This is a genomic window from Streptomyces sp. NPDC007808, assembly GCF_042868655.1.
GTDB lineage: Bacteria > Actinomycetota > Actinomycetes > Streptomycetales > Streptomycetaceae > Streptomyces.
In genome coordinates, this window is the sequence record NZ_JBIAEQ010000001.1 from 65,589 (window position 1) to 85,938 (window position 20,350).

Consider the following 20,350-nt stretch of genomic DNA (forward strand, 5'->3'; position numbering starts at 1 on the left):
GACAAAGATGTGTGATCGCCGTATGGTTCGTCTCATGAGCGTCACGGATGCGGGAACCCCGGAAGTTCCGCGCAGTGCTCTGGCCGACACCGTCCTGGAGCGGCTCACCGCCACCTACGCGGCCGCCGCGGACCCCGTTCGGGCGGCGGCCGCCCAGGCGTACGTCAAGGACGTGGCTCCTTTCCTCGGCATCCCCACGCCCGCCCGCCGCGCCCTGTCCCGCACCGTCCTGGAGGGCACACCCCGCCCCGACGAAGCCGACTGCACCGCCATCGCCCTGCGCTGCTGGCGGCTGCCCGAGCGCGAGTACCACTACTTCGCCGTCGACTACTTGCGCCGTCATGTGGGGCGCTGCTCCTCCGGCCTGCTGCCGGTGACCCGGCACCTCGTCACCACCGTCTCCTGGTGGGACACCGTCGACGCGCTCGCCGCGCACGTCGTCGGCGGGCTGGTCGCGGCCGATCCGAAGCTCACGGCGGACATGGACGCCTGGATCGCCGACGAGGACCTGTGGGTCGCCCGCACGGCCCTGCTCCACCAACTGCGCTACAAGGAACGCACCGACGCCCGGCGGCTCTTCGCGTACTGCCTGCGCCAGTCCGCGCACGCGGACTTCTTCATCCGCAAGGCCATCGGGTGGTGCCTGCGCGAGTACGCCAAGACCGACCCGGACGCCGTACGGGACTTCCTGGCCCGGGAACGGGGAAGGTTCGCGCCGCTGTCGGTGCGGGAGGCGTTGAAGAACATCGGGGCGTAGGCCGCGAACTCCCCATCAGCGAAAAACCATTCGACCTCGGGCACGGCTTCGACGAGGATCGACGTCATGTTCCGGTACGCCTTCGTCCTCGCAGCATCCGCGGTCGCGGATGCTCCGAAGGCTGCCGTCTCCGTCTTCCAGACCGCTGTCGACGGCGCCCGAAGCTGACCCTCTCCGGATCGTCCGGCGGACCCCGCAGGGGGAGGGTCGGCGAGTACCCGGGGGTCCCACCAACGCTGACGAGACTTCGAGGTCCAGCCATGCCCAAGACGGCGTACACGCGCACCAAACCGCATCTCAACATCGGCACGATGGGTCATGTCGACCACGGCAAGACCACGTTGACCGCCGCCATCACCAAGGTGCTCGCCGCGCGCGGGTCCGGCACCTTCGTGCCCTTCGACCGCATCGACCGGGCGCCGGAGGAGGCCGCCCGCGGCATCACCATCAACATCGCGCACGTCGAGTACGAGACCGACACCCGGCACTACGCGCACGTCGACATGCCCGGCCACGCCGACTACGTGAAGAACATGGTCACCGGCGCGGCGCAGCTGGACGGGGCGATCCTCGTCGTCTCGGCGCTCGACGGGATCATGCCGCAGACGGCCGAACACGTGCTGCTCGCCCGGCAGGTGGGCGTCGACCACATCGTCGTCGCCCTCAACAAGGCCGACGCGGGTGACGAGGAGCTCATCGACCTCGTCGAGCTGGAGGTCCGCGACCTGCTCACCGCCCACGGCTACGGCGGCGACGCCGCGCCCGTCGTACGGGTCTCGGGGCTGAAGGCCCTCGCGGGCGACCCGAAGTGGACGGCGTCGATCGAGGCGCTGCTCGACGCGGTGGACACGTACGTTCCGATGCCGGAGCGGTATCTGGACGCCCCGTTCCTGTTGCCGGTCGAGAACGTGCTGACCATCACGGGCCGGGGGACCGTGGTGACCGGGGCCGTCGAGCGGGGCACCGTGCGCGTGGGTGACCGGGTCGATGTGCTCGGGGCCGAGCTGGAGACCGTGGTCACCGGCCTGGAGACCTTCGGCAAGCCGATGGAGGAGGCGCAGGCCGGGGACAACGTGGCGTTGCTGCTGCGCGGGGTTCCGCGGGACGCCGTCCGGCGGGGGCACGTGGTGGCCGCGCCGGACAGTGTGAAGCCCAAGCGTCGGTTCTCCGCGCAGGTGTACGTACTGTCCGCGCGCGAGGGCGGGCGTACGACGGCGGTCACCTCCGGGTACCGGCCGCAGTTCTACATCCGTACCGCGGACGTGGTCGGGGACATCGACCTCGGTGAGGTGGGGGTCGCGCGGCCCGGGGAGACGGTCACGATGACCGTTGAGCTGGGGCGGGACGTCCCGCTGGAGCCGGGGCTCGGGTTCGCCGTCCGCGAGGGCGGCAGGACCGTCGGTGCGGGGACCGTGACAGCCGTCGAGTGAGGGCTGTCCCGGTTGGTGGGGGCCGCGCGGCCGTTGTGGCTGGTCGCGTGGTCCCCGCGCTCCTTCGGGCCGGTCGGCGCCGGGCACAATGAGACGGTGAACGAGTCGGTACCCGTCACCCGCGCCGTCGACCACGGCACCGCCAAGCTGATGCCCGACGTCGACCGGAAGCGGGCGTGGCTGCTCACCGTCGACGGGGCACCCCAGTCCTACGTCGATCTCGACGACCCTGCGCACCTGGAGTTCGAGTACGCACGCCGGCTCGGGCACGTCCTCGACACCGTCGCGGAGGCCGGCCGGCCGCTGGACGCGCTGCATCTCGGGGGCGGGGCGCTCACCCTGCCCCGGTACCTGGCGGTCACCCGGCCCGGCTCACGGCAGGACGTCGTCGAGGCCGACCGTGGGTTGCTGGAGCTGGTCGTCGAGCATCTGCCGGTTCCGGACGCGGACGGCATCAGGCTGCATGCCGGGGACGCGCGGGCCTGGCTGGAGGCGGCGCCGGACGACTCGGCCGACGTGCTCGTCGCCGATGTCTTCGGCGGGTCACGGGTGCCGGCGCATCTGACGTCCACGGTGTACGCCCGGCACGCCGAGCGGGTGCTGCGCGCCGACGGTGTCTATCTGGCCAATCTCGCCGATGCCGCGCCCTTCGCCTTCCTGCGCTCCCAGCTCGCCACCCTGGCCACACTGTTCGAGGAACTGGCGCTGATCGCCGAGCCGGGCGTGCTGCGCGGGCGGCGGTTCGGCAACGCGGTCGTCGTCGCTGCGCACCGGCCCCTCGACACCACCGCCCTGGCCCGGCGCGCGGCGTCCGACGCCTTCCCGGCCCGCGTCGAACACGGACCGGCCCTGGCGGATTTCATCGGCGGCGCGCGACCGGTGCGCGACGAGGACGCCGTACCGTCACCCGAACCTCCCGACGGGGCTTTCGGCATCGGCTGAGCGGGGCCGGATCGGCCCGGGCCGGCTCTTGGGTACGTCGCCGAGTACGACGCTCGTCACATCACCTGTCCCACGGAACCTACCCATGGGTAACATGACCGGCATGAGCGCAGACCAGATGTCGATCGGCGAGATGCTCGCCGCCACGGTGCCCATGGCCCGGACCCTGAACCTGGAGTTCCTGGAGACCACACCGGAGAAGGCCGTGGTGGCCCTGCCGGACCAGGGCGAGTACCACAACCACGTGGGCGGGCCGCACGCCGGGGCGATGTTCACGCTGGGCGAGTCCGCCAGCGGGGCGATCGTGCTGGCCGCGTTCGGCGACCAGCTCTCCCGTGCCGTGCCGCTCGCCGTGCGGGCCGAGATCGCCTACAAGAAGCTCGCCATGGGCCCCGTCACCGCTACCGCGACGCTGGGCCGCCCCGCCGCCGAGGTCGTCGCGCAACTGGAGGCGGGGGAGCGCCCCGAGTTCCCCGTGGCCATCGAGATCCGGCGCGGCGACGGGGCCGTGACCGGCGAGATGACGGTGATCTGGACTTTGCGGCCGAACGGCTGAGCGAGCGGACGGATGGACCGATGGTGTACAGGGGCCCTGAATCAGGGCCCCTGTGGCGTGTGTGGGGCGGGCGTACGCCCCCGCGGGCCGATGCGGCCGAACCGCCGGGAAGCGGAATTGGAGATTCCGTGTGCCTCCGGTCTTTACTCTCACACAACTTGAGCCGGCGGCCCTGTTAATTTCGAATGCGGGTGCGGATACCGGCGGTAACTCTTTCTGGATTTCCCGCATTTTGAATGTGAGTCACTCGAACTTCTTGTTTCCTGTCCGTTGCTTGTGCGAAAGTGAGCGGCCCCGATAGCCGGTCCCCCGGTGACGCGGCCTAGGTATGCACCAATCAGGCACCTGCTTTCCGATGGACGTGCATTCCCCATGCCGTCCTGCGGCTGGGAAGGAAATGGTTCAGTGCAATCCCCCTACCCCCCACGACCGCCTTACCCGCCACGGCCCGGAGTGAGCCCCGGGGGGTCCGACCGGGACCTCCTCGCAAGCCTGGGCACCTCCGGCGCGCACGGCCGTGCCGTCGCGCTGCTGATGGCCCGGCACTGGCGTGCGACGCATGAGTACGCCGCCATCTGCCTGGTGACTGCGGAGAGTTCCGCGGCCATGGTGGCCGCGGCGGCGTTCCACCGGGTGCTCGGCCGGCCGTCCGGCGGCGCGCTGCGCCCCCAACTCCTCGCCGCCGTACGCGATCTGGTGAAGGAGTGGGCCGCCGACGCGGACATTTCCGCCCTTCTGCCGGAACTCGGCAAACCGACCGGCGGCCGTGGGCTGCGCGCCGCGCGTTCCGCGACGCCCGAAAGGCGGCAGATCGCCGAACGCGCTTTCCGGGCGCTTCCGGGTGCCTCTCAATGCCTTCTGTGGCACACGGAGGTGGAAGCGGAGCCGATAACCATACCCGCTGGTCTGCTCGGGGTGGACACGGGTACCGCCTCAGCGGCTCTGGACGAAGTGCGTGAGCAATTCCGGGCGGGTTGTGTCCGCGCCCACCGGGAACTCGCTCCCACCCGTGAATGCCGTTACTACAACCGTCTCCTCGATGTCCCCATTCGCCGGGGCGGTGCCTTGTTGCCCGATGTGCAACAGCATCTGGGGGAGTGTCGCTACTGCCGCCACGCCGCCGAACAGCTCAGCCATTTCGAGGGCGGTCTGGAAGCGCTGATCGCCGAAACGGTGCTCGGCTGGGGTACCCGGCGCTATCTGGACTCACGGCCCGGGCGAGGCGGCCACGGGCCGGACGCCTCCACCCGGCCGCGCCGCGGCGGCCGCCACCGTCCGTCGCTCCCTCCGCCGCGCGGCCGGGCGAAGGCCGTCGCCGTGGGGGTGGGTCTGACCTCCCTCGTCCTGCTCGTGACCGTGCTCACGGCCCGGGGCTGGTCCGAGGAGGCAGGCGTTCCCGACGCCACGGCCACCTGGGGCGCGCCCAGCGGCCGGACCGTCCGTCCCGACACCCTCTCCCCGCCCTGGTCCGGCCGGTCGCCGTCGGCCGCCTCGGCCGAGAGGTCCGTCGAGATCGCCCAGGGCAGGCTCCGCAACCTCGACCGCGGCCTGTGCCTGGACCTGCGCGACGGTGAGGTCCGCACCGGCACCCGGGCCGAGCTGGCCACGTGTTCGTCCGCCGCGTCCCAGCAGTGGTCGTACCAGCAGGACGGCCTGCTGCGCAGTGCCGCCGCCCCCGCCCTGTGCCTCGGCTCGGACCCTGCCACGAGAGCGGTCGCCCTGGTCGACTGCCTCGTGCACGCCGGTGAGGTCCGCTACGACCTCACCGTTCACGGGGAGCTGATGCCGCGTCGGTCCGCGGGGCTGGCGGTCGCGCAAGGCGACGACGAGCGCCTGGTGCTCGCCGAACGCGACGGGTCCGAGGGGCAGCGCTGGCTGCTCGACGGCGCACTCGCGGACGGGGCCGGGACGAAACCCGAGAAGAAGGCCTACGAGGGGGCGGGGCGGGAGCGGGAGCGGGCGGAGCGAGGCGAGAAGGCGGAGGGGGATCCGGAAGGAGGCGAGAAGGCGGAGGGGGAGCCGGAAGGAGGCGAGAAGGAGCAGGGCGAGAAGGAAAAGGAAGAGGCGGAGCAGCCGGGCGGCATGCAGAAGGAGGGCGCAGCCGCAGAGCCCACGGGGGTGGCGCCCCGCCCGGTCGCCACCGAGCCGGCCCGGGACGTGTCACCGCAGGACGAGCCGGATCGATCCGCGAAGGAGAGCCGGAGCCGCGGTACGAGAAGCGATACGTCCCGGACGACGTCTTCGGGGCACGGCGTCACGAGCGTGGCCCGTGAGTCCTGGTGCAACCCGCGGGACGCAAAGAGCGTCACTCTGAACGGGTAGGCTGCCCCGGCGCGCGCTCACAGCCGGGCGTGCGCCGGGAACCCCGCAGGTTCAGGACATGGGAGGAAGCGGCGTTGCACGTCCAGGAATGGCTCGAAACGGTGCCCCCGCTCGCCATCTATCTGCTGGTCGGCGTGGTCATCGGACTGGAGAGCCTGGGCATTCCGCTGCCCGGCGAGATCATCCTGGTCTCCTCGGCGCTGCTCGCCTCCCAGCACGGTGACATCGACCCCTTCGTGCTCGGCGCCTGCGCAACCGCCGGCGCGATCATCGGCGACTCCATCGGCTACGCCATCGGCCGCAGGGGCGGACGCCCCCTGCTGGCGTGGCTCGGCGCGAAATTCCCCAAGCACTTCAGTGAGGGCCACATCGCCACCGCCGAGCGGTCCTTCCAGAAGTGGGGCATGTGGGCGGTCTTCTTCGGCCGGTTCGTCGCCCTCCTGCGCATCTTCGCGGGCCCCCTCGCGGGTGTGCTGCGGATGCCGTACTGGAAGTTCCTGATCGCCAACGTCTTCGGAGGCATCCTCTGGGCGGGCGGCACGACCGCCGTCATCTACTACGTCGGCGTGGTCGCCGAGTCGTGGCTGAAGCGCTTCTCGTGGCTGGGCCTGGTGGCGGCGGTACTGATCGGCGTGACCTCGATGCTGATCATCAAGCGCAAGGCCAAGAAGGCGCAGCCCGTACAGCCGGAACCGGAGCCGGTGGGCGCCGCGGACTGAGGCGAGCCCGGAGGGGTGCGGAGGGCCGCGGGACCGTGACCATGCCCGGCCGCGGTCAGCGCGTCGGCGGCGGCGACGAGCCGCTCGGCTGGCAGCGACACGGGCCCCGCGGACCCCGCGCGGTCTTCAGGCCCGGTGCGCGTCCCGGTGTGCCTTCGCCAACTCCGCGTACATGGTCCCGTTGAGCGTCACGCCCTGACGCTCCTCCTCCGTCAGCTCACGCTTGACCTTCGCCGGCACCCCCGCCACGAGCGATCCGGGTGGGACCTGCATCCCCTGGGGCACCAGCGCCTGGGCGGCCACCAGGGAACCCGCCCCGATCACCGCGCCGTTCAACACGGTCGCCCCCATCCCGATGAGGCAGTCGTCCCCGACGGTCGCCCCGTGCACGACGGCGTTGTGACCGACCGACACCCGTTCCCCGATGCTCACGGGGAACCCGGGGTCGGCGTGCAACGTGCAGTTGTCCTGGATGTTGGACCGGGCCCCGACCGAGATCCGCTCGACGTCACCGCGCACCACCGCGCCGTACCAGACGCTGGCGCCCGCCTCCAGAGTCACGTCCCCGATCACCGAGGACGTGGGCGCCACGAACGCCTCCCCGTCGATCTTCGGCTCTCTGCCGCCGATGCCCTTGATCAGCGCCTGGTGCGTCATCACCGTCTCCCGTCGTCCGCGGTACACAGGAACGCTACCGCCACCCGGTAGGGCGAAGATCACAGGCCCAGCACCTCATGACGGCGCCTGAGGGTCAGTACGGTGAGCCCGTGCCGAAGCGCAAGAACACGTTCTCATCCTGGCGACGCCGAGTGGCGCAGCGCGCCGTCCACGCGGGCTGGGCCTGGGTGCAGCGCACGGGTTCGGTGACCGCCGAGCGACCCGGCCGCTTCCGGTTCGGCTCGCTCGGCGAAGCGACCCGCCTCGCCTTCCCGCTCGGCACGGTCTTCGGAGAGCCCTGGATCCACCTCGGCTCCCACTGCATCGTCGGCGAGCAGGTGACGCTCACGGCCGGTCTCATGCCCGACCTCGACCTCGGCCCGGAACCGATCCTGCGGATAGGGGACGGTGTCGTGCTGGGTCGCGGCAGCCATGTCATCGCCGACACGACGGTCACCATCGGCAGCGACTGCTACTTCGGCCCGTACGTCTACGTCACGTCCACCAACCACTCGTACGACGATCCGCACGAGCCCATCGGCAAGCAGTGGCCGCGGATGGAGCCCGTCGAGATCGGCCCGGGATGCTGGATCGGCACCGGGGCGGTGATCCTGCCGGGCGCGCGGATCGGGCGGAACGTCGTGGTCGCGGCCGGCGCGGTGGTCCGGGGTGCGGTGCCCGACCATGCCGTGGTGGCGGGGGCGCCCGCGCGGGTCGTACGGCGCTGGACGCCCGACGACGGCTGGCAGCCGCCGCTGCGGACGCCGGCCCCGGTGCCGATCCCCGACGGGGTCACTCCCGAGCAGCTCCAGGCCCTGGCCGGCCTGGACGAGGAGACGGCGGCGAAACCGGCCGAGCCGGACGCGGGCGTGGCCGCCCGTCTGGCCCGCCCGGCCGCCGAGTCCTGACCGGGCCGGCCGCCGAGCTCTGACGGTGGGCCAGGGCGGAGAGTGCTGTCCCGGGACGCCTCGCAGTACAGTTCCATGCACGATCGGGTGCACCTCACCGTAGTGCAGTGAGTTGAACTCTGCGCTCCAGAACATTGGCCTCACCTTGTGGATGGAATGTGTCGGACCTCGACCTGCTGACCCAGTCCCTGGCGCGGAACGTCAAGCGCTGGCGTGCCGAGCGCGGCTTCACCCTGGACACGCTGGCCGCCCGTGCCGGGGTCAGTCGCGGCATGCTCATCCAGATCGAGCAGGCCCGAACGAACCCGAGCCTCGGTACCGTGGTCAAGATCGGTGACGCGCTCGGGGTCAGCATCACGACCCTCCTCGACTACGAGCAGGGCCCGAAGGTGCGCGTCGTCCCGCCCGAGCAGGTGGTCAGGCTGTGGCACACCGAGGCGGGCAGCTACAGCAGGCTCCTGGCGGGCACCGAGGCGCCCGGCCCGCTGGAGATGTGGGACTGGAAGCTGATGCCGGGCGAGGGCAGCGGATCCGACCCCCACCCCGGCGGCACGGTCGAGATCGCGCACGTCACGGCCGGTGAACTGACCTTGACCGTCGAGGGCGTGCCGTACCGCGTCCCGGCCGGTTCCAGCGTCACCTTCGAGGCCAACGCGCCGCACAGCTACGCCAATCAGGGCGACGTCCCGATGGAGATGACCTTGACCGTGTCGGTCCCGCTCGTGCACTGAGACGGCCGGTCCGCGGCCCGGTCCGTGCTGTTAGCGTGCGTTCATGGACGCTCCCATCGGTCATTTCGACAACCCCCTCCCCGCGCCCGACTGCCTGGACGAACTCACCCTTCCGGTGGCCGACGCCGTTCGTCACTGGCAGGGCAGCGTCCCCGCCGAGCAGATCGTCTACGTCGACACCGATCCGCAGTGGGCCGACACCGCCGTGTTCGTGGAGCACTACGGACAGGACCTGCTGGACCGGTCCGCGAACTGCGTGGTCGTCGCGGGCAAGCGCGGTGGCGCGACGACGCTGGCCGCGTGCGTCGTGCTGTCCACCACCCGCGTCGACGTCAACGGTGTCGTGCGTCGGCAACTGGGCGCCCGCAAGGCGTCGTTCGCCTCGACGGACACGGCGACCGGCGAGACGGGCATGGAGTACGGCGGCATCACCCCGATCGGGCTGCCCGCCGGGTGGCCCGTGCTGGTCGACTCCGCCGTCGTCGACCTGCCGTACGTCCTGGTCGGCAGCGGACGCCGGCGCGGCAAGCTGCTCGTGCCGGGCAAGGCGTTCGCCGAGTTGCCCGGGGCGGTCGTTCTGGAGGGGCTCGGCGTGGCGGTCTGACGTCTCACGCCGCCGTGTGGTGGGCGAGCGTCAGGTGCGGATCCGCCTCGCCCGGCACCGGCGCCGGATCGGCGTGGACCAGCGCCGCGGTGAGCCGGGGCACGGCGTGCAGCAAAGCGTGTTCCGCGTCCACCGCGATGGCGTGCGCCTCGCGCACCGTCGCCTCGCCGTCCACGACGATGGCCACCTCGGCGCGCAACCGGTGCCCGATCCAGCGGAGCCGCAACTCGCCGATCTCCCGCACGCCCTCGACCCCCCGCAGCGCCTCCTCGGCGCGGTCCACGAGGGCTGGATCCACGGCGTCCATCACCCTCCGGAACACCTCGCGCGCCGCGTCCCGCAGCACCAGTGTGATCGCGGCGGTGATCGCCAACCCCACGATCGGGTCCGCGAGTTGCCACCCCAGCGCGGCGCCGCCCGCGCTCACCAGAACGGCGAGTGAAGTGAATCCGTCCGTACGGGCGTGCAGGCCGTCCGCGACGAGCGCGGCCGAGCCGATCGCACGGCCGACCCTGATCCGATAGCGCGCCACCCACTCGTTGCCCGCGAACCCCACGAGCGAGGCCACCGCCACGGCCGGGATCTGCTCCACGGGTCGTGGGTCGAGAAGGCGGTCGACCGCCGTCCACCCGGCGAAGGCCGCCGACGCGGCGATCGTCAGCACGATGACGATGCCCGCGAGGTCCTCGGCTCGCCCGTAGCCGTAGGTGAAGCGGCGCGTCGCCGCGCGCCGGCCCAGCAGGAAGGCGATTCCCAGCGGTACGGCCGTCAGCGCGTCCGCGGTGTTGTGCACCGTGTCGCCGAGCAGCGCCACCGACCCGGAGGCGACCACGACGACCGCCTGGGCCAGTGCCGTCGCGCCGAGCACGGCCAGGGAGACCCACAGCGCACGCATACCGCGAGCCGAGGCCTCAAGGGCGGAGTCGAGCTTGTCGGCCGTCTCGTGGGAGTGGGGTTTGAGGAGGTGCGCGAGGCGGTGACGGAGGCCGGTGGCGGAGGGGCCGTGGGGGTGGGGGTGTGGATGACTGTGCGGGTGCGGGTGCGGGTGCGGGTGGGGGTGAGGGTGGTGGGGGTGCCGGTGGGGGTGAGAGACCGACTGAATGGCTTGGGGATCGGTGAGACGGTGCTTGTGGTCGTGCTCGTGCTCGTGGTCATGGTCGCCTCGGTCTGCGTGCGGGTGGCCGTGGCCGTCGCTGTGGCCGTTGTCCTGCCCCTGCCCGTGATCACGTGTGTGCCCGTGCCCATGGCGGTGTGCTTCGTCGTGCCGGTCGCTCACGCCGTCCCCTTCCGGTCCGTGCGGGTGGACGAGTGGACGGGTGACCGTCCACGACGCCATTATGTGCGTATGAGCGCACGCATGCACCTCTCACCTGCGCAGGATGCGCATCCGCGCAGCCCGGGCGAGGAACAGTTCGCACTCGCCGCCGAACTCCTGGCGCTGCTCGGTGACCGCACCCGCCTGACGCTGCTGCACGCCCTGACCGGAGGGGAGGCGGACGTCACGACGCTCACCGAGACCTGCGGCGCCGCCCGGCCCGCCGTCAGCCAGCACCTGGCCAGGCTGCGACTGGCAGGGCTGGTGGACACCCGCAAGGAGGGCCGCCGGGTGATCTACTCCCTGCCCGACGGCCATCTGCGCCGCCTCGTCGACGAGGCCCTGAACGTGGCGGACCACCGGCTCAGCGACCGGCCGCCGCACGACTGAGGCGGGCCGCACGGACGGGCGGTCGGGACGGGTCAGAAGGCGGCGCCGCCCAGGTACTGCTCCGCGAACGCCCTGGCCGCCACCGGGGAGCCGAACATGCGGCGCAGCCGGGCCAGGGTCGTGCCCGCCCGGTACGGATCCCCGGAGGAGGTGCCGTGGTACACCTCCGACAGCCACATCGAGAACTCCTGGTAGTCCCACACCCGGCCCAGGCAGGCCGCCGAGTAGCCGTCCAGTCCGGAGCCGTCGCCCTTGGTGAGGTGTGCGACGAGCGCGTCGCCGAGCACGAAAGCGTCGTGCAGGGCGAGGTTCATGCCCTTGGCGGCGATCGGAGCGGTCAGGTGGGCGGCGTCGCCGGCCAAGAAGAGACGGCCGAACACCATGGGCTCGACCACGTAGTTGTGCATGTCCAGCACGCGCTTCTCGATCAGCCGCCCCTCCGTGAGCGGGGGCGCGCCGTTCGCCCCGAGCCGCTGCTGCAGCTCGGTCCAGACGCGGTCCTGCGACCAGTTCTCCGGGTCGTCGCCGGGCGGGCACTCCAGGTAGTAGCGGGTCACCTCGGCGCTGCGCGGCATGTGACCGGCGAACCCGCTCGGATGCATGCCGAACAGGACGCAGTCGGACGACGGCGGCGCCTCGGCCAGCAGCGCCAGCCACCCGATGCCGTAGTCGCTGCGAGAGACGAGCGCGCGGCCCACGGGCACCGCGGCGCGCGTCACTCCGCGCGCCCCGTCGCAGCCGGCGACGAAGTCGCAGTGCACGAGCTGCCGTTGCCCGGTCCGCGGGCAGGTGTACGACACCGCGGGGTGGTCGCTTTCGAGGCCGTGGAGTTCCACGTCCCGCACGCCGAAGCGCACGGCCCCGCCCCGCACGTCCGCGTACTCCCGCACCAGGTCCGTCACCAGCAGAGGCTGGGGATAGATCCAGTGGTGCAGCCCCGTCAGTTCGGCGTACTCGAACCGGTAGGACTCCCCGGCGAACCGGAACTCGCACTCGGTGTGCCGCTGCGCCCGCGCCACGAGATTGTCCGCGAGACCGCGCCGCTGGAGTTCCCGTACGGCCCACTCCTCGATGACCCCGGCCCGCGGCCGCTCCTCGATGAACGCACGCGTCTCGGTCTCCAGGACCAGGCAGTCGACGGACGCCGCCCGCAGGATGTTGCCGAGCGTGAGGCCGGCCGGTCCGGCGCCGACGATGACGACCGGGAAACGTTGCGCGGCACCGGAGTTGGGGTGGGACGTGGTGGAGGTCACCCGAGCATTATGGAGTCGTCCCCCGCGCCGAAGGGAGGCCCGGGGCCGGCCCCCGGAGACGCTGTGCGCCGGGAGACGGTCCCCCTAGCCCAGGCGCGGGATCTCGATGGCAGGGCAGCGGTCCATGACCATCTCCAGGCCGGCGGCGCGGGTGCGGTCGTACGCCGCTTCGTCGACGACGTCGAGTTGGAACCAGACGGCCCTGGCTCCCTTGAGCACCGCCTCGTCGGCCACCGGGCCGGCGAGGTCGCTGTTCACGAAGACGTCAACCACGTCCACGTCGAAGGGGATGTCCGCCAAGGAGGCGTAGCCCTGCTCGCCATGGACCGTCTCCGCCTTCGGATGGACCGGGACGATGCGTTTGCCGTAGCGCTGCAGCACCCGCGCGACACCGTACGCCGCTCGCCGCTGGTTCGACGACAGGCCCACGACGGCCCAGGTGTCGCCCAGGTCGGTGAGGATCCTGCGGACCGCTGCGTCGTCGCCGTACACCGCCGGCCTCCTTGTGTCTCGTGAGCCCGCTGCCGAACCGTCGTCCGCAGCCATCGCCCTGCTGTCGCTCCGCCGTCGCTTACGCCCGGCATCACGCACAACGGCCGACGGCCCGCCATGATTCCCGCCGCGCCCGGCGTACGCGAGGAACGGTGCCGGCACTCCAGTGCGGGCGGGCCGGGGCAGTACCGTTCGGGCAGTCCGCGCGGCAGGGGGGTGGCGATGCCCGGGTCCCGAAAGCTCCTCGTACGCGAGGTGGGCCGTACCGCCGTGGACGACCGGCCGAGCTCCGGCAGACCCGAGTCCCGCCACGCTGCCCCGGAAGCCGGCCGGATGGCTGCGAACGACCGCTTCTTTGCCTACGCTCGCTCCGTGCTGCGCATCATCGACGCCCGAACCGACGAGACCGTCGACGCCGCGCCCGCCCGCCGAGGCCTGACCCGAGTCGAGGCGCATACGGACGGCTTCGACGTCACCGCCCTGCGGGTCCTGCTCGTCGCCGACCTGCTCGTGCGCGCCCTGGAACTCGGCGGGACGCCGGTCTGGGCCCTGCTCGACGAGGAGTCGGCGCGCGCGGAGCTTCGGGCCGGTGCCGCGGCGCTGGGCGTCCGGCCCTTCGAGGACGGCCGGGACGCCGCGGCGGGACTGGGCGAGGCACAGGTCCTCCACGTCGTGAGAGAGGGCGCCGCACCCTCCGGCGGTGCGCCCGACGGCGTACGCGTCGCCGTCGCGCCCGTCCACGCGGAGGCGCCCCCCGAGGACGCCGACCCCGGCGCCCTGCGCCTCGCGCTGCTCTCCCGGCACAGAAGCGTCCCCGTCCAGCTCGACGCGGGCACTCTCACCGACGCCCACGACACCCTCGTACGGTGGCGCCGGGCCGTCGCCGGCTGGGCGCAGCGGCCCTCGCGGCCCATCCCCGACGACGTGCGGGGCGAGCTGCGCACAGCCTGGGAGGACGACCTCGACCTGCCCGGCGTCCTCGGGGTCCTGCGCTGGGTGGAGACCGCCCCGGAGGTGCCGGACGGCGCCCGCTTCGAGACGTACGCCTACGCCGACCGCCTCCTCGGCCTCGACCTCGCCCGCGACCTGGGGAGCCCGCGATGACCGCGCGCCTGGGCGCCGGCCCGCTGCGTCGGCTCGTCGTCCTCAGACACGCCAAGTCGGCCTGGCCCGACGGTGTCGCCGACCACGAACGACCACTCGCCGGGCGCGGCCGCCGGGACGCCCCGGTCGCCGGCCGCCTCCTCGCGGCCTCCGACTGCCTGCCCGACCTCGCCGTGTGCTCCACGGCCGTACGCGCCCGGGAAACCTGGGAACTGGTTTCCGCCCAGTGGGGCACGCCGCCGCCCGTCCGCCTCGACCCACGGGTGTACGCCGCCGAGGTGCCCGAGCTGCTGTCGGTCGTGCACGAGGTGCCCCCCGAGGTCGAGACGCTGCTCCTGATCGGGCACAACCCCGGCCTGGAGGAACTGGTCCTCGACCTCGCCGGCGACGGCCTGGACGACACCCTGGACGAGGTCCGCACCAAGTTCCCGACGTCGGCCATCGCCGTACTGGCCTGGTACGGCACCACCTGGCGAGCCCTCGCCCCCGGCACGGCACTGCTCACGGGCGTCATGGTGGCACGGGGCAAGAAGCGGTGAGGGCCTCGCGGGCGGGTGCCCGCGGGGGCGCTGCGCATAGGCTGGCGGGATGCAGGACGAGTACCGCACAGTCGCCCGCGCGGGCGTGCACGAGACCGAGGTCAACCGCTCACGCTTCCTGTGTGCGCTCGCCCCCGCGGCCACCGAGCGGGAGGCACAGGACTTCGTCGCCGCCGTGCGCAAGGAGCACGCGGACGCCACGCACAACTGCTGGGCCTACGTCATCGGTGCCGACGCCGCGGTCCAGAAGGCGAGCGACGACGGTGAACCCGGTGGCACGGCCGGCGTCCCCATGCTCCAGATGCTGCTGCGCCGTGACATGCGGTACGTCGTCGCCGTCGTCACCCGCTACTACGGGGGCGTCAAGCTCGGCGCCGGCGGGCTGATCCGGGCGTACGGCGGCGCGGTCGGCGAGGCCCTGGACACGATCGGCACCCTGACCCGCCGCCGCTTCCGCCTGGCCACGGTCACCGTCGACCACCAGCGCGCGGGAAAGATCCAGAACGACCTGAGGGCGACCGGGCGCGAGGTGCGGGACGTGCGCTACGGGGAGGCGGTGACGATCGAGATCGGCCTGCCCGAGGCCGACGTGGAGGCGTTCCGGGCCTGGCTCGCGGACGCCACGGCGGGAACGGCGGGATGCGAGCTCGGGGGAGAGGCGTACGGGGACGTGTGACCCGGGGGCGGGGTGTGCGGGGGCGTTCGCCCGCGAAGGGCCGCAGGTTCTCCAGCCGGCCCAGCAAGCCGGTGGCAGACTGAGGCCCGTGGGGAGTCAGGTACCGGCGGGCGTTAGCGTGGTCGGTGCTGACGGCGAGGGCCGTGCTGGTCGGGTGCCGGGGTCCAGGGGCGGAGTGAGGGGAATCATGCGGGTCGGAGCGGCGTCTTGAGAATCCTGCACACGTCCGACTGGCATCTCGGCCGTGCCTTCCACCGCGTAGGCATGCTCGGCGCCCAGGCCGAGTTCGTCCGTCACCTCGTCACGACCGTGCGTGAGCGCGGCGTCGACGCGGTCGTCGTGTCGGGAGACGTGTACGACCGCGCGGTTCCCCCGCTCGCCGCGGTCGAACTGTTCGACGACGCACTGCACCGGCTCGCCGACCTCGGTGTTCCGACCGTGATGATCTCCGGGAACCACGACTCGGCGCGTCGCCTCGGCGTCGGGGCGGGGCTGATCGGCCGTGCGGGCATCCATCTGCGGACCGACCCGTCGGCGTGCGGTACGCCGGTCGTGCTCCAGGACGGGTTCGGCGATGTCGCCTTCTACGGACTGCCCTATCTCGAACCCGCCCTGGTGAAGGACGAGTTCGGCGTGGACAGGTCCGGACACGAGGGCGTGCTCCGCGCGGCCATGGACCGCGTGCGCGCCGATCTCGCCGCACGCGCGCGGGGCACGCGGTCGGTCGTCCTCGCGCACGCCTTCGTCACCGGGGGAGAGACCAGCGACAGCGAGCGGGACATCACCGTCGGAGGCGTGGCCGCCGTGCCGGCCGGCGTCTTCGACGGCGTCGACTACGTGGCGCTGGGCCATCTCCACGGCTGCCAGACCATCACCGAGCGCGTCCGCTACTCGGGCTCGCCGCTGCCGTACTCCTTCTCCGAGGCCGACCACCGCAAGAGCATGTGGCTCGTCGACCTGGCCGCCGACGGCGCGGTCACCGCCGAGCGCCTCGACTGCCCGGTACCGCGGCCCCTGGCCAGGATCCGGGGCAGGCTGGAGGACCTGCTCGCCGACCCCGGCCTCGCGCGGCACGAGGAGGCCTGGGTGGAGGCGACGCTGACGGACCCGGTGCGCCCGGCGGACCCCATGGCCCGCCTCAGCGAACGCTTCCCGCACACGCTCAGCCTGGTCTTCGCCCCGGAGCGGGCCCCCGACGACCCCGGCGTGTCCTATGCGCGCCGGCTCGCGGACCGCAGCGACCAGGAGATCGCGGACGACTTCGTGGCACATGTGCGAGGGGCCGGTCCCGACGAGCACGAGCAGGTCGTGCTGCGGGACGCGTTCGACGCCGTGCGGGCCGACGAGGCCGTGCGGGAGGTGGCGCGGTGAGGCTCCACCGCCTCGACATCACGGCGTTCGGGCCCTTCGGCGGCTCGCAGACCGTCGACTTCGACGCGTTGTCGACGGCTGGGCTCTTCCTGTTGCACGGCGCCACCGGCGCGGGCAAGACGTCCGTCCTGGACGCCGTCTGCTACGCGCTCTACGGCTCCGTACCGGGCGCCCGGCAGAGCGGCCAGGGCGGCATGCACCTGCGCAGCGACCACGCCGCGTCCGGCACACGCACCGAGATCCGCCTCGAACTCACCGTCGCCGGACGCCGGTTGGAGGTCACCCGGCAACCGCCCTGGGAGCGGCCCAAGAAGCGTGGCTCCGGCACGACGCTCGACAAGGCGCAGAGCTGGCTGCGGGAGTACGACCGGCAGGCCGGGACCTGGAAGGACCTCAGCCGCTCGCACCAGGAGATCGGCGAGGAGATCACCCAACTGCTCGGCATGAGCCGTGAGCAGTTCTGCCAGGTCGTGCTGCTGCCCCAGGGCGACTTCGCCCGATTCCTGCGCGCCGACGCCGAGGCCCGCGGCAAGCTGCTGGGCCGCCTCTTCGACACCCGGCGATTCGCCGAGGTCGAGAAGCGCCTCGCCGAACGCCGGCGGGCCGCCGAGAACCAGGTGCGCGACGGCGACGCCGCGCTGCTGGCCGACGCCCACCGGATGCAGCAGGCGGCGGGCGACGCCATGCCGCTGCCCGACCTCGCTCCGGGTGAGCCGGGCCTGGCCGAAGCCGTCCTCGGCGCCGCCGCGATCGCCCGCAGCACCGCCCGCGAGCAGCTGACCGTCGTCCGGTGCCGTCTCACGGCCGCCGAGTCCGCCCACGCCACCGCCGAGCGCGCCCTCACCGACGTACGTGAACTGGCCCGGCTCCAGCAGCGGTTCGGTGAGGCGCGGCAGCGGGCCCGTAGGCTGGAGGAGCGGGCCGACGCCCACCGCGAGGCGGAGGCCCGCATGGGACGCGCCCGCAAGGCCGAGACGGTGGCTCCGGCCCTGGAGCTGAGGGAGGCCGCCGAGGCCGACCACCGGCGGGCGGCCACCGCACAGGCACGCGCGCGTGCGCTGCTCCGGGAGGCGTTCGGCGCAGGAGCGGCAGCCGACGTACGGCGTGACGGCCCGGCCGGGGCCGCACAGGACGCCTCTCGGGCGCTGAACGGCCTCGCCGACGCCGATGCCACCGGGCTCGCCGCCGCCGCGCGTCGGATCACCGAGGAACTCGGTGGACTGGAGTCGGCCCGCCGAGGTGAGCGCAGGCTGGCCGAACTCGTCGCGGAACGCGTGGATCTGGACCGCCAGGAGCGGGCGGACCTCGACATCCTGGTGGACACCGAGACCTGGCTCGCCGGGTGGGAGGCGACCCGCGCGGGGCTGCAGGCGCGTATCGAGTCCGCGCAGGAGGCCGCGAACCGCGCCGACCAGCTGGCCGTACAGCGCGAACCCGCGCGGCAGCGCCTGGACGCCGCCCGGCTGCGCGACCAGCTGGCGGGTGACACCGAACAGGCCGCCGAACAGGCCGCCCGCGCGCACGACCGGGCACTGCGGGCAAAGGCGCACTGGCTGGACGTCAGGGAACAGCGCCTCAACGGCATCGCTGCCGAACTCGCCGCGCAGTTGGAGGACGGCGCGCCCTGTGCCGTCTGCGGTGCCACCGAGCACCCCGCACCCGCCGGCAAGGACGCCGGACATGTCGACCGGGAGGCGGAGGAGCGGGCGCTGGCCGCCTACCAGCAGGCCGAGGAACGGCACGCCGAGGACGAACGGCGGCTGGGCGTCGTACGGGAAGCGCTGGCGGCCGCCACCGCCGAAGCCGGCGACCTGCCGACGGACCGACTCGCCGAGACGGCGGACGAGTTGGAGCAGCTCTACGAGCGGGCCCGCAGGGACGCCGCCACGCTGCACTCGGCCCACGAGGAACTGCGGCAGGCCGAGTCCGAACACGGGCAGCGCACCGCCGCCCACCAGCAGGCGCAGGTGCGGGCCGCGGCCCGGGTCGGCCGGCGCGAGCGGCTGGAGCGCGAGACGGCCGCCCTGGAGGCGGAGTTGGCCCAGGCCCGCGGCGCCGCCGACAGCGTGGCCGCGCGGGCCCGGCAGCTGGAGAGCCAGGTCGCGCTGCTGACCGAGGCCGCCGACGCGGCACGCGAGGCCGAGGACACCGCCCAGCGGCTCAAGGAGGCCGACGCCCGCCTCGCCGACGCGGCGTTCCGCGCGGGCTTCGACACCCCGCACGCCGCGGCCGCCGCGATCCTGGACGACGCCGCGCACCGCGAGCTGCAACGGCGTCTTGACGCCTGGCAGTTCGAGGAAGCCGCTGTCCGCGCCGTGCTCGCCGAGCCCGACGCCGCGGCCGCCGCCCAGCAGCCACCCGCCGACCTCGCGTCCGCCGAGCGGGAGGCCACCGCGGCGGCGCAGCGGGTCCGCGATGCCGCCTCCGCCCGCGACGCGGCCGTCCGGCGCTGCGCCGAACTCGACCGGCTGTCCGCCCGAGCCGCCGCGGCCGTGCGCCGGCTCGGTCCGCTGCGCGAGGAGTACGACCGCGTGGCGCGTCTCGCGGCACTCACCGCCGGCACCTCGGCGGACAACGAACGCAAGATGCGCCTGGAGTCCTACGTGCTGGCGGCCCGCCTCGAACAGGTCGCCGCCGCCGCGACCGTACGCCTCCAGCGCATGTCGTCCGGCCGCTACACCCTCGTCCACTCCGACGACCGGGCCGGTCGCGGCCGAAGCGGCCTCGGGCTGCACGTCATCGACGCCTGGACCGGACGGGAGCGGGACACCGCGACACTGTCCGGCGGTGAGACCTTCTTCGCGTCCCTCGCCCTCGCCCTCGGCCTCGCGGACGTCGTCACCGACGAGGCCGGCGGGGTGCGCCTCGACACCCTCTTCATCGACGAGGGCTTCGGCAGCCTCGACGACCAGACCCTCGACGAGGTCCTCGACGTCCTCGACTCACTGCGGGAGCGGGACCGCAGCGTGGGGATCGTCAGCCATGTCGCCGATCTGCGGCGGCGTGTCCACGCGCAGTTGGAAGTGGTGAAGGGGAGATCGGGATCGGTGCTGCGGCAGCGCGGTCACTGACCCAGGGGGCGCCGGGGCAGCGGTGAGGAATAGACGACGCTCGTGGTCACCGAGCCGAGCGTGCTGATCTTGCCGGACACCTCCTCCAGGTGCCGCATGGAGCGGGCCGCGACCTTGATGACGAAGCAGTCGTCACCGGTGACGTGATGGGCCTCCAGGATCTGCGGCGTGGCGGCGACCAGGTCGTGGAAGGGCTTGTAGTTGCCGTTGGGATACCGCAGGCGCACGAACGCCAGGATCGGAAGCCCCAGCCGCTCGGGGTCCACGACGGCCGCGTACCCCTGGATGACGCCCGCCTCCTCCAGCCGTCGTACCCGCTCGGTCACCGCGCTCGCGGACATGGAGACGGCACGGGCCAGCTCGGCGAAGCTGGCGCGACCCTCGCGCTGGAGGACGTCAAGGATGCGCCAGTCGGTGGCGTCCGGGGAAAACGCGGTCATGGGCGATGAATAGCAGGGGAATCCCCGGCCGATCAAGAAGAGTGCCGGGGATCTCTCCTTCAGGAGGGCTGAT

20 protein-coding genes are annotated in these 20,350 nt (G+C 72.7%); 15 read left to right on the forward strand and 5 right to left on the reverse strand.

Translation table 11 applies throughout. From position 1 onward, the window contains the following. Positions 1-34 precede the first annotated feature (34 nt). From ACFYNL_RS00330 to ACFYNL_RS00355, 6 genes are all read left to right on the forward strand, one after another. Positions 35-757, forward strand: a complete 723-nt coding sequence (locus ACFYNL_RS00330) for a DNA alkylation repair protein (RefSeq protein WP_388794059.1) — start codon at positions 35-37, stop codon at positions 755-757. A 260-nt stretch (positions 758-1,017) separates the two neighbouring features. Continuing rightward, positions 1,018-2,187 carry an elongation factor Tu gene (gene tuf / locus ACFYNL_RS00335; protein ID WP_388794061.1) on the forward strand — a complete coding sequence of 390 codons (1,170 nt, stop codon included), beginning with the start codon at positions 1,018-1,020 and terminating at the stop codon, positions 2,185-2,187. A 96-nt stretch (positions 2,188-2,283) separates the two neighbouring features. After that, complete coding sequence (locus tag ACFYNL_RS00340; RefSeq protein WP_388794064.1) at positions 2,284-3,129, forward strand: spermidine synthase; 846 nt, start codon at positions 2,284-2,286, stop codon at positions 3,127-3,129. Positions 3,130-3,247: 118 nt separating this feature from the next. Then, positions 3,248-3,685, forward strand: a complete 438-nt coding sequence (locus ACFYNL_RS00345; protein WP_388797178.1) for a DUF4442 domain-containing protein — start codon at positions 3,248-3,250, stop codon at positions 3,683-3,685. Positions 3,686-4,057: 372 nt separating this feature from the next. Then, a complete protein-coding gene (locus tag ACFYNL_RS00350; protein WP_388794067.1) occupies positions 4,058-6,007 on the forward strand; it encodes an RICIN domain-containing protein in 1,950 nt (649 codons plus the stop codon). Between the two features lie 74 nt (positions 6,008-6,081). Next, a complete protein-coding gene (locus ACFYNL_RS00355) occupies positions 6,082-6,726 on the forward strand; it encodes a DedA family protein (RefSeq protein ID WP_388794070.1) in 645 nt (214 codons plus the stop codon). A 126-nt stretch (positions 6,727-6,852) separates the two neighbouring features. Here ACFYNL_RS00355 and ACFYNL_RS00360 read toward each other — a convergent pair whose 3' ends face one another. Then, positions 6,853-7,383 (reverse strand): gamma carbonic anhydrase family protein, encoded by a 531-nt coding sequence (locus ACFYNL_RS00360; RefSeq protein WP_388794073.1) that lies wholly within the window; start codon positions 7,381-7,383, stop codon positions 6,853-6,855. 110 nt (positions 7,384-7,493) lie between these two features. Between ACFYNL_RS00360 and ACFYNL_RS00365 the strand changes: the two genes are divergently transcribed. From ACFYNL_RS00365 to ACFYNL_RS00375, 3 genes are all read left to right on the forward strand, one after another. Then, positions 7,494-8,291, forward strand: a complete 798-nt coding sequence (locus ACFYNL_RS00365) for an acyltransferase (RefSeq protein WP_388794076.1) — start codon at positions 7,494-7,496, stop codon at positions 8,289-8,291. Between the two features lie 158 nt (positions 8,292-8,449). Then, entirely contained in the window at positions 8,450-9,022 is a 573-nt protein-coding gene (locus ACFYNL_RS00370) for a helix-turn-helix domain-containing protein (protein WP_388794079.1), read from the forward strand. A gap of 43 nt (positions 9,023-9,065) precedes the next feature. Beyond that, on the forward strand, positions 9,066-9,626 hold the full coding sequence (locus ACFYNL_RS00375) for a YbaK/EbsC family protein (RefSeq protein ID WP_388794082.1): 561 nt from the start codon (positions 9,066-9,068) through the stop codon (positions 9,624-9,626). Between the two features lie 4 nt (positions 9,627-9,630). On the opposite strand, the gene ACFYNL_RS00380 is transcribed toward ACFYNL_RS00375, so the two are convergent. Next, positions 9,631-10,902, reverse strand: a complete 1,272-nt coding sequence (locus ACFYNL_RS00380) for a cation diffusion facilitator family transporter (RefSeq protein ID WP_388794085.1) — start codon at positions 10,900-10,902, stop codon at positions 9,631-9,633. Positions 10,903-10,971: 69 nt separating this feature from the next. Between ACFYNL_RS00380 and ACFYNL_RS00385 the strand changes: the two genes are divergently transcribed. Next, positions 10,972-11,331, forward strand: coding sequence for an ArsR/SmtB family transcription factor (locus ACFYNL_RS00385; RefSeq protein WP_388794088.1), 360 nt, complete (start codon positions 10,972-10,974; stop codon positions 11,329-11,331). A 32-nt stretch (positions 11,332-11,363) separates the two neighbouring features. Here the strand turns inward: ACFYNL_RS00385 and ACFYNL_RS00390 are convergent, their stop codons facing one another. Together ACFYNL_RS00390 and ACFYNL_RS00395 are read right to left on the reverse strand one after the other, a co-directional pair. After that, positions 11,364-12,584 carry a 4-hydroxybenzoate 3-monooxygenase gene (locus ACFYNL_RS00390; protein WP_388794091.1) on the reverse strand — a complete coding sequence of 407 codons (1,221 nt, stop codon included), beginning with the start codon at positions 12,582-12,584 and terminating at the stop codon, positions 11,364-11,366. A gap of 84 nt (positions 12,585-12,668) precedes the next feature. Further along, positions 12,669-13,076, reverse strand: coding sequence for a CoA-binding protein (locus tag ACFYNL_RS00395; RefSeq protein ID WP_388794094.1), 408 nt, complete (start codon positions 13,074-13,076; stop codon positions 12,669-12,671). A 333-nt stretch (positions 13,077-13,409) separates the two neighbouring features. Here ACFYNL_RS00395 and ACFYNL_RS00400 point away from each other — a divergent pair, with 333 nt between their 5' ends. From ACFYNL_RS00400 to ACFYNL_RS00420, 5 genes are all read left to right on the forward strand, one after another. Further along, positions 13,410-14,180, forward strand: coding sequence for a hypothetical protein (locus tag ACFYNL_RS00400; RefSeq protein ID WP_388797181.1), 771 nt, complete (start codon positions 13,410-13,412; stop codon positions 14,178-14,180). Continuing rightward, a complete protein-coding gene (locus ACFYNL_RS00405) occupies positions 14,177-14,719 on the forward strand; it encodes a SixA phosphatase family protein (RefSeq protein WP_388794097.1) in 543 nt (180 codons plus the stop codon). The genes ACFYNL_RS00400 and ACFYNL_RS00405 overlap by 4 nt, the downstream gene beginning before the upstream one ends. Positions 14,720-14,768: 49 nt before the next feature. Next, complete coding sequence (locus ACFYNL_RS00410; RefSeq protein WP_388794099.1) at positions 14,769-15,395, forward strand: YigZ family protein; 627 nt, start codon at positions 14,769-14,771, stop codon at positions 15,393-15,395. A 207-nt stretch (positions 15,396-15,602) separates the two neighbouring features. Beyond that, positions 15,603-16,766 carry an exonuclease SbcCD subunit D gene (locus tag ACFYNL_RS00415; RefSeq protein ID WP_388794102.1) on the forward strand — a complete coding sequence of 388 codons (1,164 nt, stop codon included), beginning with the start codon at positions 15,603-15,605 and terminating at the stop codon, positions 16,764-16,766. Beyond that, complete coding sequence (locus tag ACFYNL_RS00420) at positions 16,763-19,837, forward strand: AAA family ATPase (protein ID WP_388794105.1); 3,075 nt, start codon at positions 16,763-16,765, stop codon at positions 19,835-19,837. Before ACFYNL_RS00415 ends, ACFYNL_RS00420 begins: the two co-directional genes overlap by 4 nt. Here ACFYNL_RS00420 and ACFYNL_RS00425 read toward each other — a convergent pair. Further along, positions 19,831-20,277: an Lrp/AsnC family transcriptional regulator gene (locus tag ACFYNL_RS00425; protein WP_388794108.1), complete on the reverse strand. Its 447-nt coding sequence runs from the start codon at positions 20,275-20,277 to the stop codon at positions 19,831-19,833. The genes ACFYNL_RS00420 and ACFYNL_RS00425 overlap by 7 nt on opposite strands. Positions 20,278-20,350 lie beyond the last annotated feature (73 nt).

Bases quoted from the DNA above. Each gene is read 5' to 3' on its own strand.
- ACFYNL_RS00330 (WP_388794059.1), top strand. From the start codon at position 35: ATGAGCGTCACGGATGCGGGAACCCCGGAAGTTCCGCGCAGTGCTCTG.
- tuf (WP_388794061.1), top strand. From the start codon at position 1,018: ATGCCCAAGACGGCGTACACGCGCACCAAACCGCATCTCAACATCGGC.
- ACFYNL_RS00345 (WP_388797178.1), top strand. From the start codon at position 3,248: ATGTCGATCGGCGAGATGCTCGCCGCCACGGTGCCCATGGCCCGGACC.
- ACFYNL_RS00350 (WP_388794067.1), top strand. From the start codon at position 4,058: ATGCCGTCCTGCGGCTGGGAAGGAAATGGTTCAGTGCAATCCCCCTAC.
- ACFYNL_RS00360 (WP_388794073.1), bottom strand. From the start codon at position 7,383: ATGACGCACCAGGCGCTGATCAAGGGCATCGGCGGCAGAGAGCCGAAG.
- ACFYNL_RS00375 (WP_388794082.1), top strand. From the start codon at position 9,066: ATGGACGCTCCCATCGGTCATTTCGACAACCCCCTCCCCGCGCCCGAC.
- ACFYNL_RS00385 (WP_388794088.1), top strand. From the start codon at position 10,972: ATGAGCGCACGCATGCACCTCTCACCTGCGCAGGATGCGCATCCGCGC.
- ACFYNL_RS00400 (WP_388797181.1), top strand. From the start codon at position 13,410: ATGGCTGCGAACGACCGCTTCTTTGCCTACGCTCGCTCCGTGCTGCGC.
- ACFYNL_RS00405 (WP_388794097.1), top strand. From the start codon at position 14,177: ATGACCGCGCGCCTGGGCGCCGGCCCGCTGCGTCGGCTCGTCGTCCTC.
- ACFYNL_RS00410 (WP_388794099.1), top strand. From the start codon at position 14,769: ATGCAGGACGAGTACCGCACAGTCGCCCGCGCGGGCGTGCACGAGACC.
- ACFYNL_RS00425 (WP_388794108.1), bottom strand. From the start codon at position 20,277: ATGACCGCGTTTTCCCCGGACGCCACCGACTGGCGCATCCTTGACGTC.